Below are 13,935 nucleotides of genomic sequence, written 5' to 3' on the forward strand. Positions count from 1 at the left end.
GGGATCTCATGAGGCGGCGGACACGCAAATTCATCGGCACGATCGTCATTCTGACGTTCTGCATCTTCTACGCGCTGCTGATCATGGCCTTTGCCCACTCGCGCGTGCCGGAATGGCCGCGACTGGCGCAGCTCGTGTTCTACATCGTGTTCGGGCTCGGCTGGATCGTGCCGATCATCCCGCTCATCCGCTGGATGGAGAAGGTGACGCCGGGCGAGGAGACCTGATACCCGCTCTCGATGAACGCGGCGCCCGCGCCCGCATGAGCGCCTCAGCGCCCGGAGAGGCCGACGACGATGTTGCTGATGCCCTTCTCGCGCAGGCCCTCGTAGACGGCGAACGCGCCGACGTCGAGGGCGTTGCCGTTCGCCACCAGCACGACCCCCTGCGCCCTGGCGAGCAGCTTTCCGGCGAGCTCCCCGTTGCCCGGCGCCGGCACGATCTCGACGATCCAGTCATAGGTCTGGTCGAGGGCGGCCAACGCCAGCAGCGTGGTGTCGCCGATCTGCGCCGCGTCGAGGGAGGCGCGGCCGCGCGCGACATTGTGCAGCCGCGCCCCCGGCTCGCGGGTGATGATCTCCGAAAAGGACGCCCTGCCGGCGATCAGATCGGCAAAGCCCGGAGCCTCTCCGCCGGACGTGGCGAGATCGAGCAGCACGACCCGCTCGCGCCGGGCGAGGTGCTGCGCCAGCGCCCGCGCGACCGATACGGAGGCGCCGTCGTCCTCGGCCCCGACCACGGTGAGGTGGCGGCCGCCACCGGTACGGGGAGCGACCGCAAGCCGCGCCAGCAGCGCCTCCAGGGCGCGGTCGCCGGCCTCGCCGACCCGGACGGAGACGAGCGGGGAACCCGGCGCGGCCGGCAACGGCGGCGGCGCCGCACCTGCGGCGGATGCGCCGGGGGAAGCCGGGGTCGGGGAATCGGGATGGGGATCGGGACGGGGGCCGGCGTGCGGCTGGCGCGCCGCGCCGTCCGGAACGGAATCCCTGCCGCTGCGCCCGCGGCCGAGCAGCCGCCATGCTGCGAGCCCGGTCAGCAGCGCCGCCGCGATGCCGGCGATCGTCGGGCGATCGGCATCGGGACGCGCCGGCGCATCGGCGACGGTCAGCACCCGCGCGGCGGCGGCGCGGTCGCGCACCCGCTCCGATTCGTCGCGCAGCCGCTCGCGCTCCAGCGCCAGCCGGTCGCGCGCGGCACCGATGGCATGATCGAGATCGCCCTGGCGCCGTTCGTTGTCGGCGGCGGCGGCGATGATCGCCTGACGCAGGTGGATCGCCCCATCCACGCCGGCGATCCGCTGGCTGAGGTGATCGCGTTCCGATATCAGCCAGCCGTGCGCCGAGCCGGTCGCGGCCGCGATCTGGCTGTCGAGATCGTCCGCCCGCGCCGTGAGCGCGCGCACGCGCCAGTCGCGCGCCTCGCGGATGCGGCGTTCGGCGGCGAGCTCGGCGCGCAGCGTCAGGCGCTGCTCCACGAGATGGCGCAGCAGATGCACCCCCTCGAACGGCGCATCGAAAAGATCGCCCGAGCCGCGCAGGGTCTCCACCGACATGAGACGGCGCGCGATCGCGTCCCGTTCCGCCAGCAGCGCCGCGCGCTCGGCCACCAGCAGCGACAGGTCGGCCGCCGCCGCCTGCGCCCGGCGCGCCGTGTCGGACGCGGCGGGGTCGCCGCGAAACGCGGCCGCCTTGTCGATTGCCTGCCGCAGTTCCTGCTGCGCCCGCGCGACGCCCTCCGCTGCCGCGGCGAGCGCCTGGTCCCGCTCCGTCAACGCGGCAGCGCGCCGTTCGAGATAGACCTGCGCCGCGATATTGGCGGTGCGCGCGGCGACGTCCGCCGAGCCGGCGGCGACGCCGACGGTCAGAACGCCCGCGCCGTCACGCGGTTCGAGATCGAGCGCCCGGCGATAGGCGTCGGCGGCCCGCATCTCGGCGCTTTCCAAGGGCCGCGCGGACACGAGGCCGACGGAGCCGAGCCAGCGGGCGATGCCGGGCGGCAGGCGCGGCGTGCCGATCTCCGCGGCCGGGCCCGGGCCGAGACGCGCGACCACCTCGCGCGCCAGGTCGGGAGAGGCGATGACCGCAGCCGCCGCGGAGGGCGAATCGCCGACCGGCGCGAGCCCCCGCCCCTCCGCGAGCGCCAGCACCGTGCTTGCGGTGTATCTGTCGGGAACGAACGAGGCGGCGAGAAGCCCGGCCAACGCCGCCGCGAGCAGGATGACCAGCCAGCGGGAGACGAAGCGAAGTCCCTCGAACACGCCGGAGCCGCCGGATGACCGAACGACCGGCGCAGCGTAAAGAACTCCCGACGACTGCTGCATGACTCAACTCACCCGTCACCCTCCGGCTGCCGGGCCGGCATCCGCGATCCTTGCCCGTCCCGGGCAGCGCGGTGCGCTCGGGCGAGCGCAGGATCGTGCAATCAGGAAACCGCGTTAAGGTTGAGGTCCGGTTAACGGCACCCGCGCGGGCGCCCACGGGCGCCGCCGGCACCGCGGCTTTGGTCGGGCGAACAAAAAAGCCCCGGCGCGGATGCGCCGGGGCCTCTCGGGATGCGATGGAGGGCGGATCAGAAGTCGCGCTGCAGACGCAGGCGGGTCTGGATCTGATCTTCCGAACGCTTGACGTAGAAGGGCTGGTTGAAGTCGACCGCACGGAAGCGGTCACGCTCCAGACGGCCGTACAGCACTTCCACACCGATGTCGAAGTTGCGGACCGGCGACCAGATGAGGGCCGAACCGAGCTTCCAGACGTTGAAGTCGCGGTAGTTGGCGTTGTCCCACTTCACGGCCGAGCTGTAGCTCACGTCCGTGTACGAACCCCAGAGGGTCGAGCGGACGGACGGGGTCCAGTAGTGGACGCCGGCGGCGGTGATGTTCCAGCCGGTGGTCGTCTTGATGTCGCCGTTGATGATGTAGCCATCGGTCACGGTGTTGAAGACGCGGCCGACCTGGGTGCTGCCGCTGAGACCGAGGTAGTTCAGAGCGCCGTCGGCGTAAGCCGCCTGCAGCCACAGCACGTCACCCGCGCCGAGAGCCGGAACCTTGAAGCGCAGACCACCCTGGATGGCCCAGCCGTACTCGGTGTCGACGCGCTGGCCCCAGTTGCCGACGCCGCTCGAGAGCGACGAGCTGCTCGGGTAGGTAACGCCCGTCAGGGGATCATAGATGGAAGCGGAGCTGAGCTCGTGGAAGGCACCGGACAGCTGGGCCGAACCCCAGTCCTGATCGACCCGCAGGTTGGCGACGATGTCAGGCAGGCGCTGACCGGCCGTGTCCCACACGCCCGGGTTGAGCTGACGGGTGTTGCGGTCTTCGAGCGAGATGGTGGCCGAGAAACCGGAACCGAACGTCGCGGTGTAGGCGAACAGGTTGATGTTGGTATCCGAACCGGCCGAACCGGCGAAGTCACCCCAGTTCAGGTCGGACGCGTAGAAGTCGAAGAACGACTGCGTACGACCGGCGGTGAAGCCCGCGAACTGGATGAACGCACGGTCAAGCAGCGCGCCCGTGCCGGTGCCGACCACGCCGCCCGTGTTGCGGTCGATCTGGTAACGGATGAACGCGCGCACCGTGCCCCAATCGGTGGGCGTGCGCACGTCGAGGTCCAGACGGCCACGAGCGCGGAAGCCGATGGCGTCCTGCCGACGGCCAGTACCGGTCAGGTTGCCGGTGCTGCCGAAAGCGATCGTGTTCTGCGTCTCGCCGTAGACGAGTTCTGCACGGACGCGACCACCGATCTTGATGCAGGTGTCGCTGCCAGGAACATAGAAGAATCCGCTGCCGTAGGTGGAGCAGACACGGACGTATTCGACGGGTTCTGCCTTCGCGATGGGAAGATCCGCAGCCTGAGCGCCGGTAATGGCGGCGAAGCCGGCTGCGGTTCCGAGGAGAAGGCTCTTCACGAGCTTCATTGTGTGACCTCCAGAGAGATATCGAGACCCTTTACGAGAGCAGGCCGTCCCCCGATGCCGCCTTCACAGAGACCGGCCGATGAAGCGCCTTTGTCTTCCGAAAACCAGTTTCGCCCCACGATCTACAAACGCAAAACGGTCAATACGCGGCTCGTCTGATTGTCCGGTTGCCCCCGACAGCGTGACCATGACTTAGAGAACCGGCTCATTCAATAATTATGGAACGATTATGCTGCGTTTTGACCGCAGTGTTGCGAAAACGCCACGCGTATATAAGCCAAATTCTTGATATCGCCGCGCAATCTGGCATATATTACATATCTACAATCGAATATTCGGCAATATGTGTCCAAATGTATATATCCATCTGCGGCTACTTTTCGTTAAATTGTTATTAATCATATATAATAATTAGGCATCGTGACTTGTCGTTGCTTGCGTCGTAATGAGATCATCCGCGCGCTCAAGCGCGATTTAATATGAAATTAGACTTATCATAAGATTTGAATCAACGGGATGTCGGTTCCGGGCGAGGACTGTACGGAAGCCGGCTTCCGACAGCGCGGAGAGCCCCGACAATGAAAAACAGCGCGCCCAACGGGACGCGCAGTCAACATGCCACCATCTGGCTTGATTGGCCGTGCGAATCAGCACCGCCACGTCACCTTTCCGGCGCGCCTGCCGTTCGCTCGGCAAACCCGGATCGGCCGTCGCGGACGCGGGGCTTGGAAGGCTCATTGTTTCACGGAAATGGCGAAACCGTCCCGCTTCTTTCTTCCGAGCGGATTCCGATCGATCAGACGATCCCATCTGATCGGAAAGCGCTGCTGGCGACAGAGGGAAAACCGCCATCGCACCGCCGCGCCATCTTTTTGATGCATTTGGATCTAGCCCCCCTGACAAAACCTCGCGGGGCCGGCTGACCGGGGATTCTGGCCCCCTGATGCGTTGCCGATCCTCGCCGATGCAACCGGCATCGACCGCAGTTGGTGCCAAAGGAAGGCAGATTGGCAGGATGACCAGGTCCCTCGGCCATCCCCAACCCCTGAGTTTCTGTTAGAGGTTCTTCTCCAACAAACGGTGCCGTTTGTTGGCCTGACGCTCCAGCCGGCCGGACCTGTTCGGCCCGATCGGCGAATCTTTGCTCTCCGGCGGGCCGGCTCGTCGGCCGTGCCGCCATCCCGCTGCCGACACAACACACTTCCGGAAAGCGGGCGCCGCTTTCCGGGGGACGTGTGTTTCAGGGATCAGTCGAGGGCGATATTGGAGGCTTCCCGCCCCTTGGCCCCGGCCACCACGCCCATCTGCACCCGCTGGCCCTCGGCGAGGTCAGTCAGGCCGGCGCGCTGCAGCGTGGAGGCATGGACGAACACGTCGCGTCCGCCATCGTCCGGCTGCACGAAGCCGAAGCCCTTGTCGCGGTTGTACCACTTCACGGTGCCGTTGACGTCTTCGGCCGGACCGTCGATGCGGGGCGGATACCCGCCGCCGAAGCCACCCGACCGCGACGGGCGCGCGGGGCGCTCCTGCGGGGGCAGATCCTCCAGCTCCACGACCTCGGCGACCTGCGGTCCCTTCGGACCGTCGCGCAGCCGGACGATGGCGCGCGCGCCCGACTCGGCGCCGCTGTGACCGGCGGCCTCGAGCGTCCGCAGGGACAGGAAGGCGTCACCCGAGCCGTCGGCCGCTGCGACGAAGCCGAAGCCCTTGCTCGGGTTGAACCATTTGACCGTTGCTTCAATAGCGGGACCGGCGGGAGCACTCACCGGCGAGTAATAGCTGTCGCGGGAATCGTTGTCGTGACGGCTGGAATGGCCATACCCGCCATCGCGCGGCTCAAAACCGTCTCTACGGGCGCCCCGCCGGCGCGCGTCACGGGAATCGTCATATCGGTTCATACAGAAAGATCCAACTACAGGTAGTCAAGGTTATCCGATCAGGCCACCGCCACGCGAACCATTCGCGCGCACGGCCCCGCTCATCGCAGTATACCGGCGACGAGACATCATACCCTTGTTTTGGTCCATGTGCGAGAACGATAATGCGAGAAATTCAGTAAACCGGATAATAAGAGGCCGTTAGTGACCATAGAGAGGGGCTGGATGAGGTGAAACTGCCCGAACTGCAAGGAGCATCCCGCAGCCGATACTGGTTGTATCGGCAAGCGGTGCGACGCTGCAGTCGGGCAGTTTCACCTCACCGCCAGTTCGTTTCATTGGAAGTGGCTTGCCGAGCCGGCCGCGCCGCAATCGGACAAAATCGCCGACGTCCGGACCTATCGACGGTCACTAACCGCCTCTAATCTCTATTCGAGCGTAATCAGCAGGTCTTTCGCATCCACCGGACTGCCGGCACTGACCAGGACCTCGCCGACAATGCCGTCGCGCGCCGCCCTGAGCGCCGTCTCCATCTTCATCGCCTCGATGGTGACGAGGACGTCGCCGGCCTTCACCGCCTGTCCCTTCTGCACCGCGAGGGTGGCGATGATGCCGGGCATGGGGGCCGCGACGTGCGCATCGTTGCCGTCCTCCGCCTTGCGGCGCGCCGGCAGGTCCGCGACGGCCGCCCGATTCGGCACCTTGATGATGCGCGGCTGACCGTTCAGTTCGAAAAACACCCGCACGAGCCCGTTCTCGTCGGTCTCGCCGATCGCCTGCAACTGGATGACCAGCGACTTGCCGCGCTCGATCTCGACCGAGATCTCGTCACCCACCTGCATGCCGTAGAAGAAGTTGGGCGTCGGCAGCGCCGAGACCGGGCCGTATTTCCAGCTCGTCAGGGCGAAGTCGGTGAATACCTTGGGATACATCAGGTAGGAGGCGAGCTCGGTGTCGGCGACCTGCCGGTCGAGCTTCTCCGCCACCCTGCGCCGCTCGGCCTCGAGATCGGCGGGGGCGATGAGCGAGCCCGGACGGACGGTCGACGGCTTCTCGTCCTTCAGCACCTTCTTCTGCAGCGCCTCGGGCCATCCGCCGGGCGGCTGGCCGAGATCGCCGCGCAGCATCTCCACGACCGAGGCCGGGAAGGCGATCTCGCGGCTGGGGTCGAGCACGTCGGCGGGGGTGAGCTCCTGCGCCACCATCATCAGCGCCATGTCGCCGACCACCTTGGACGAGGGCGTGACCTTGACGATATCGCCGAAGAGATCGTTGGCATCGCGATAGGCGCGCGCCACCTCGTGCCAGCGGGTGTCGAGGCCGAGCGCCCGTGCCTGCTCCTTGAGGTTGGTGAACTGGCCGCCGGGCATCTCGTGCAGGTAGACCTCGGACGCCCCCGCCCTGAGGTCGCTCTCGAAGGCGGCGTACTGCGCGCGCACCGCCTCCCAGTAGAAGCTGATGCGGCGGATGGCGTCGGCGTCGAGGCCCGTCGCCCGCCCGCCGTTGGCAAGCGCCGCCACGATCGAACCCAGGCACGGCTGCGAGGTGAGCCCGGACATCGCGTCCATGGCCGCGTCGATGGCGTCGACGCCCGCCTCCACCGCGGCCAGCACGCTCGCCGCCGAGATGCCGGACGTGTCGTGCGTATGCAGGTGGATCGGCAGCCCGACCTCCTGCTTCAGGGCCGACACGAGCTTGCGCGCGGCGGCAGGGCGCAGCAGCCCCGCCATGTCCTTGATGCCAAGGATATGGCAGCCCGCCGCCTCCAGCTGCTTCGCCAGATCGACGTAGTATTGCAGCGCGTATTTCGGCCGCGCCGGATCGTCGAGATCGCCGGTGTAGCAGATCGCGCCCTCGACGATCTTGCCCGCCTCGCCCACGGCATCGATGGCGACGCGCATGTTCTCGACCCAGTTGAGGCAGTCGAACACCCGGAAGAGGTCCATGCCGGCACCGGCCGCCTGCTGGACGAAATAGCGCACCACGTTGTCGGGATAGTTGGTGTAGCCGACGCCGTTGGCGCCGCGCAGCAGCATCTGCAGCAGCGTGTTGGGCGCACGCTCGCGCAGCGCCGCGAGGCGCTCCCACGGATCCTCGGACAGGAAACGCATGGCGACATCGAAGGTCGCCCCGCCCCAGCATTCGAGCGAGAACAGCCCCGGCAGGCCCTGGGTATAGGCGTCCGCCACCGAGACGATGTCGAAAGTGCGCATGCGCGTCGCGAGCAGCGACTGGTGCGCGTCGCGCATCGTGGTGTCGGTGACGAGCACGCGGCCCTGCTCTTTCATCCAGTCGGCGAGGCCCTTGGCGCCGAGCCGCTCGAACACCTGCTTCGAGCCCTCGGGCAGCCTGTCGCGCCGGAACTCCGGCGGCTCGGCGAGCCGCGCCTCCCGCGGCGGCCGCGCCCGCCCGCGCGTCTCCGGATGGCCGTTGACCGTGACATCCGCCAGATAGCCGAGCAGCTTCGTCGCCCGGTCGCGCTTGCGGGCGAAGGAGAACAGCTCCGGCGTCTCGTCGATGAAGCGGGTGGTGTACTGGCCGTCGAGGAAGTGCTCGTGGCTCAGCAGCGCCTCGAGAAACGTCAGGTTGGTGGCGACGCCGCGGATGCGGTATTCGCGCACGGCCCGCAGCATGCGCGCCACCGCCTCCTCGGGCGAGGGCGCCCAGGCGGTAAGCTTTTCCAGCATCGGATCGTAGAAGCGCGTCACCACCGCCCCCGAATAGGCCGTGCCGCCGTCGACGCGGATGCCGAAGCCGAACGCGCCGCGATAGGCGGTGATGCGGCCATAGTCCGGAATGAAGTTGTTCTCCGGGTTCTCGGTGGTGATGCGGCATTGCAGGGCGTGGCCGTTGAGCCGGATCGCCGGCTGCTCGGGAATGCCGGTCTCGGCGACGTTGCCGATATGCCCGCCCTCACTGATGCGGATCTGTGCCTTGACGATGTCGAGGCCGGTGACCGTCTCCGTCACCGTATGCTCGACCTGGATGCGCGGGTTGACCTCGATGAAGTAGAAGGCGCCGGTGTCGGAATCCATCAGGAACTCGACCGTGCCCGCGCCGACATAGCCTGTGGCCTGGCCGATCCTCAGCGCCGCCTGGCACAGTTCCTCGCGGGTCTTGTCGTCGAGGTAGGGGGCGGGCGCGCGCTCGATCACCTTCTGGTGGCGGCGCTGGATGGTGCAGTCGCGCTCGAAGAGATGCACCAGCCCGCCGTGGGTGTCGCCGAGCAACTGCACCTCGACATGGCGGGCACGGCGCACGAGCTTCTCGAAATAGACCTCGTCCTTGCCGAACGCGGCCTTGGCCTCGCGCCGCGCCGTCGTGACCGTGCTGATGAGATCGTCCGGCCCGTCGATGGGGCGCATGCCGCGCCCGCCGCCGCCCCAGCTCGCCTTGAGCATGAGAGGATAGCCGATCTTTTCGGCAATTGCCTTCACCTCCTCCGGATCGTCGGGCAACGGATCGGAGGCCGGCATCACCGGCACGTTGACGGAGACGGCGAGATTGCGCGCCGAGACCTTGTTGCCGAGGGTGCGCATGGTCTGCGGCCGCGGGCCGATGAAGATGATGCCGTTCGCGGCGCAGGCCTCGGCGAATTCCGGGCTCTCCGACAGGAAGCCGTAGCCGGGATGGATCGCATCGGCCTTCGCCTCGCGCGCCACGCGGATGACCTCGTCGATGGACAGATACGCCTCCAGCGGCCCGAGCTGGCGCCTGCCGTCGTGCGCACGGCCGACCTGATACGCCTCGTCCGCCTTGAAGCGGTGAAGGGACAGCTTGTCCTCCTCCGCGTAGACGGCGATGGTCTCGATGCCGAGTTCCGCCGCCGCGCGAAACACACGGATGGCGATTTCCGACCGGTTGGCAACGAGCAGACGGCGTATGGTCATTCAATCCCCCAACATCCCGGCGCTGTCTTTCATGCAAGCAACGCGAACCGGCCAACGCCTATACAGCAAACGTCGCTTATGTACAGATTTTCCCCGAGATGCAAATAGCATGCCGATAACATGCAGGCCGTCAGCCGATGGGATCGACTTCCCAGCCGACGCTCTCCCCGCCACGGTAGACGTGGATCGACCCGCCGCCGTCGATCGGCTGATCCTCGGCCACGAAGCGTTCGGCGCGGCGCAGCGTGATGCGGCGCCCGTTCACCGGCAGGCCGTAGTGGCGCGGGCCGTTGAGGCTGGCGAAGGCCTCGAGGCGGTCGAGCGCCCACTCCTCGGCGAACACCTGCGCATAGGTTGCGAGCGCGACCGGCGCGACATAGAGCCCGGCGCAGCCGCAGGCCGCCTCCTTGGCGGCGCGCAGATGCGGCGCGGTATCCGTGCCAAGGAAGAAACGCGGACTGCCCGATGTCGCCGCCCGGCGCAGCGCCAAGCGATGGTGCTCACGCTTGGCGACGGGCAGGCAGTAATAGTGCGGCCGGATGCCGCCCCGGAAGATGGCGTTGCGGTTGAACATCAGGTGATGCGGCGTGACCGAGGCGCTGACGCCCGCGCGCGCGGCGAGGACGAAATCGACCCCCTCCTGCGTCGTCACGTGCTCCAGCGTGACGGTGAGACCGGCGAACCGGCGCAGCAGCGGATCGAGCACCCGCTCCAGAAACACCGCCTCGCGGTCGAAGATATCGACCTCGGGATCAGCGACCTCGCCGTGGACCAGCAGCGGCACGCCCGCCTTCTCCAGCCGCTCCAGCACCGGGTGGATGCGCGCGATGTCGCTGACGCCGAAATGCGAATTCGTCGTGGCGTGCTGCGGATAGAGCTTGACCGCCGTTACCGCGCCCGCCCGATGCCCGGCGACGACGTCGTCGGCATCGGTATCGTCGGTGAGGTAGAGGGTCATGAGCGGCTGAAACCCGCTGCCGGGCGGCAGCGCCGCCAGAATCCGCGCCCGATAGGCTTGCGCCTGCGCCGTGGTGACGACCGGCGGCACGAGATTGGGCATGATGATGGCGCGGCCGAAATGCGCGGCGGTCGCAGGCGCAACGGCGCGCAGCGTCTCGCCGTCACGCAGATGGACATGCCAGTCGTCGGGCTGGCGAATGGTCAGGACGTCAGTCATTCTTCAACGGATTCCGCGCATTGCAACCGGCCTCGCTCCCCTGGGGCGCGCGCCGGGCCGCGTTGTAGCAGGCGCGCCCCGCCGCGCCTAGAGTGCTTTCCGGTCAATATGGAATCATTTGACCGGAAAGCGCCTCCGGGAGCGCCAGCCGGGGAGCGCGCAAAGGCCGGCAGTCTTGCCCATCGGCCTTTGGTCAAGCCCGCGCGGCGCGGGAATCGATCCGTTCCGCGGTCCGTTCGGCTTCGGCCGGCGACCGGGCCGATGGCGTCAGATGACCGGCGGCAGGCCGCCGGGCGCCGAGGGCTGCGTGCTGGCAAGCTTGACCAGGGATTCGCCGCACTGCGCCAGCGTCTGGTCCTCAAGCTGCAACGTGATGCCGATGCCGCCGGGGAGAACGACCGAAATCAGCGGCAGGCCGTTGCGGTTCGACCGCGCCGCCACCCAGCGCAGCACGGGGAACTGGCAGTCGTCGACCGGCGTGCCCACCGGCGGGCGCGACGCGCCGGCCCGCAACGCCACGGACGCCGTGAGCAGCGCGCGGCCAAGCAGCGCTGCCTGTTCGCCCGAAAGCGGCAGCGCGGTCTCGCCATGCGAGGAGCGCGCCTTCAGCAGCACCTGATCGTCCTCGCCAACCACAGCCGCAAACGACAATCCGGGGACGCCCCCGGAATCGCCGGTGTGGGTATCGTTGTTGTTACCCGAATTTCCGTCTGTCATCTCAACCATCCCTGTTTGATTCGCTTGCACCATACATGAACATCAATAGAGGATGAACCGCTCGGCACAATATACATGATGATCACCCGCACCGCCCAACGGCGCAAGGCCGCGACCGCCTAAAGCATGCGCCGGCCATTGCGAAGCATCTTAAAAGAAAATCAGGAGTCAGTTATAATGACGTCGGCGCCGGACAGCAATCATGACACAACAATGACTGTTCCATGCCTGCACTATTCGAAAATTATAAAGTAACATTTATTGCATACCGACTTCCCGTCGAGGCCGGAAATGTGCGCCGGTGGGCGTTTTTCTGCCATTGAAGGGTATCAATGGGCGCGTGTACGTGATATGTTCCGACCCGTGTCTCAAATAGCATGGACGGGAACCGATACATGTCGTTGATCTCGAACGTTCGAACCGTGCTGGCCGGCGCCCTGCTTCTGATGGGCGCGCAGATTGTCACCGGACCGTCGGCGCCGGAGCGGGAGGCATCGGGGCCGGGCCCTGCGCACGCCGGCGTTCTCGCGTGGCTCGTCCCGGCGGCGCAGGCGGCCGAGCCGCTGCGCCTCGCCGACATCCGGATCGGCAACGACGCGGTTTCCGTCGAGATCCCGCAGGCGAGCGTCGAGGGATCGAACCTGACGCAGCCCGAGCTGCAGTCGCTGTTCGACGATTCGGCCCAGACAACGCCGGCCGGGCGTTCCGTGGCCGAGCGTCTCGCCGCCTTCTCGGCGGCGCTCGTCACCATTCCCGAGCTCACCGTGACCGTGATGGGCGGCGGCACGACGCAGATCACCCGGTATTTCGACGTCGAGCTGCGGGATATCGCAAGCGGCGTGATCGGCCGGGCGACCGCCGGCCGCGCGTCCAGCTCCGTGACTGCGGAGCGGAAGGACGAGAACGGCGACACCAACGAGGAGGAGAGGTTCTCCGGCACCATCGGCCGGATCGCCGTGGAGGCCGTCGACACCGTCTTCACCGCGCGCCTGCTGACGGGCGATGCGTCCGGCTCCGCCTCCGGCGAGCGCCCGACACAGCCGCTCCACGGCCCGTTCACGATCAGCGACTACCGCTTTACGCAACATGCCTCGGACGAGAACGACGAGCTCACCGTGGAGGTGACGATCGACACCATCGCGGGCGAGGGCGTCTCGGCCCGCCAGCCGCGCACGCCGCTGTCGCAGCTTTTCGGCATGCTCGACGCGACCGGAGACGATCTGGACGATCTGCCCCCCGAAAAGCTGCGCATCCTGCTCATCGGCTTTGCCGACCTGCTGTCCTCGTTCGATTTCGGCAAGACCACGGCCAGCGACGTGAACATCCGCAGCGAGGGCACGGCTGACGGCGTCGACTTCACGGTGCGCATCCAGTCGATCGCCTCGCACTATGGCGATCAGCAGCTCGGCCTTGTCTTCAACGACATCGCCGCCTCCAGCCAGCCGAAGGCAAAGGCGGACGGGAAGACGGAGCCGGACACGGTGTCCATCGGGCGGTTCGCGGTCGAGAACCTGTCGTTCGGATCGACGATCACGGCGCTCGAGGAGGCGGCCAGATCGGACCTGACCGGGAAGGACGGGAACAGCGCGCTGCTCGACGGCGCGCGGTTTGCCCCCACCGGCGGACGGCTGATGGTCGCCGACGTCGACGTCGATGTCGATATCAGCGACGAAGAATCCAAACAGGCGGATCGCTTCGCCTTCTCGATCAGGACGTTCGAGACCACCACCGGCGGCAATGTCGCCGGTGGCCGGTCCCATTTCGAGACGGTGCTGACGGATCTGCACGCGCGCCTGCCGGACACGGACGCGGACGGGCTGCGCGAATTGCGCGCGCTCGGCTACGAGGAGCTGACCATCTCCTCCGTCTTCCGCGGCAACTGGGACGAGGCCACGAACCAGCTCGCGATCGACACCCTGTCCCTGTCGGGGGTGGACATCGGCAGCATCGCGGCCGGCGCGCGTTTCGGCAATGTCGGGCGGGATGCGTATTCGGGCGACATCAGCCTGATCCTGCAGGCGCTGGAACAGTCGTCGCTGCACGACCTGACGTTGACGCTGGAGGACGGCGGCCTGTTCGAGCGGTTCGTCAAACAGCAGTCGGCGGCAGGCGCCGGCAGCGAGGACGAGCTCAGGCAGCAATATGCGGCGCTCGCCTCCATCGGCATCCCGGCGCTGATCGGCGAGACGCCGGCGGCCCGCAAGATCGCCAACGCCGTGTCGCGCTTCGCGACCGCGCCCGGCAAGCTCACTCTCACGGCGAAGGCGCGTGACCCGCAGGGCGTTCCGCTCAGCACGCTGGATCTCGACGCAGCGCCAGCCAAGCTCATGGAACACTTCGACATCACCACGTCGAACTGACC

At 67.2% G+C, this 13,935-nt stretch carries 8 protein-coding genes; 2 read left to right on the top strand and 6 right to left on the bottom strand.

Annotated elements, in window-relative coordinates:
• Positions 1 to 8: 8 nt before the first annotated feature.
• On the top strand, positions 9 to 227 hold the full coding sequence (locus tag ACUSIJ_RS07075; RefSeq protein ID WP_449307678.1) for a DUF2842 domain-containing protein: 219 nt from the start codon (positions 9 to 11) through the stop codon (positions 225 to 227).
• 44 nt (positions 228 to 271) lie between these two features.
• Here ACUSIJ_RS07075 and ACUSIJ_RS07080 read toward each other — a convergent pair whose 3' ends face one another.
• The 6 genes from ACUSIJ_RS07080 to ACUSIJ_RS07105 all read right to left on the bottom strand — a co-directional run bounded on the left by ACUSIJ_RS07080 (position 272) and on the right by ACUSIJ_RS07105 (position 11,573).
• Complete coding sequence (locus tag ACUSIJ_RS07080; protein WP_449307679.1) at positions 272 to 2,320, bottom strand: hypothetical protein; 2,049 nt, start codon at positions 2,318 to 2,320, stop codon at positions 272 to 274.
• 248 nt (positions 2,321 to 2,568) lie between these two features.
• On the bottom strand, positions 2,569 to 3,912 hold the full coding sequence (locus ACUSIJ_RS07085; protein ID WP_449307680.1) for a porin: 1,344 nt from the start codon (positions 3,910 to 3,912) through the stop codon (positions 2,569 to 2,571).
• A gap of 1,247 nt (positions 3,913 to 5,159) precedes the next feature.
• Positions 5,160 to 5,810 (bottom strand): cold-shock protein, encoded by a 651-nt coding sequence (locus ACUSIJ_RS07090; RefSeq protein ID WP_449307681.1) that lies wholly within the window; start codon positions 5,808 to 5,810, stop codon positions 5,160 to 5,162.
• 407 nt (positions 5,811 to 6,217) lie between these two features.
• Complete coding sequence (gene pyc, locus ACUSIJ_RS07095) at positions 6,218 to 9,679, bottom strand: pyruvate carboxylase (protein ID WP_449307682.1); 3,462 nt, start codon at positions 9,677 to 9,679, stop codon at positions 6,218 to 6,220.
• 130 nt (positions 9,680 to 9,809) lie between these two features.
• The gene (gene pyrC / locus ACUSIJ_RS07100; protein WP_449307683.1) at positions 9,810 to 10,856 is read right to left on the bottom strand and encodes a dihydroorotase; all 1,047 of its coding nucleotides are present in this window, start codon (positions 10,854 to 10,856) and stop codon (positions 9,810 to 9,812) included.
• A 267-nt stretch (positions 10,857 to 11,123) separates the two neighbouring features.
• Complete coding sequence (locus ACUSIJ_RS07105; RefSeq protein ID WP_449307685.1) at positions 11,124 to 11,573, bottom strand: hypothetical protein; 450 nt, start codon at positions 11,571 to 11,573, stop codon at positions 11,124 to 11,126.
• A gap of 395 nt (positions 11,574 to 11,968) precedes the next feature.
• Here ACUSIJ_RS07105 and ACUSIJ_RS07110 point away from each other — a divergent pair, with 395 nt between their 5' ends.
• Positions 11,969 to 13,933, top strand: a complete 1,965-nt coding sequence (locus ACUSIJ_RS07110; RefSeq protein WP_449307686.1) for a hypothetical protein — start codon at positions 11,969 to 11,971, stop codon at positions 13,931 to 13,933.
• Positions 13,934 to 13,935: the final 2 nt, after the last annotated feature.

This window comes from Pseudochelatococcus sp. B33 (assembly GCF_053570585.1).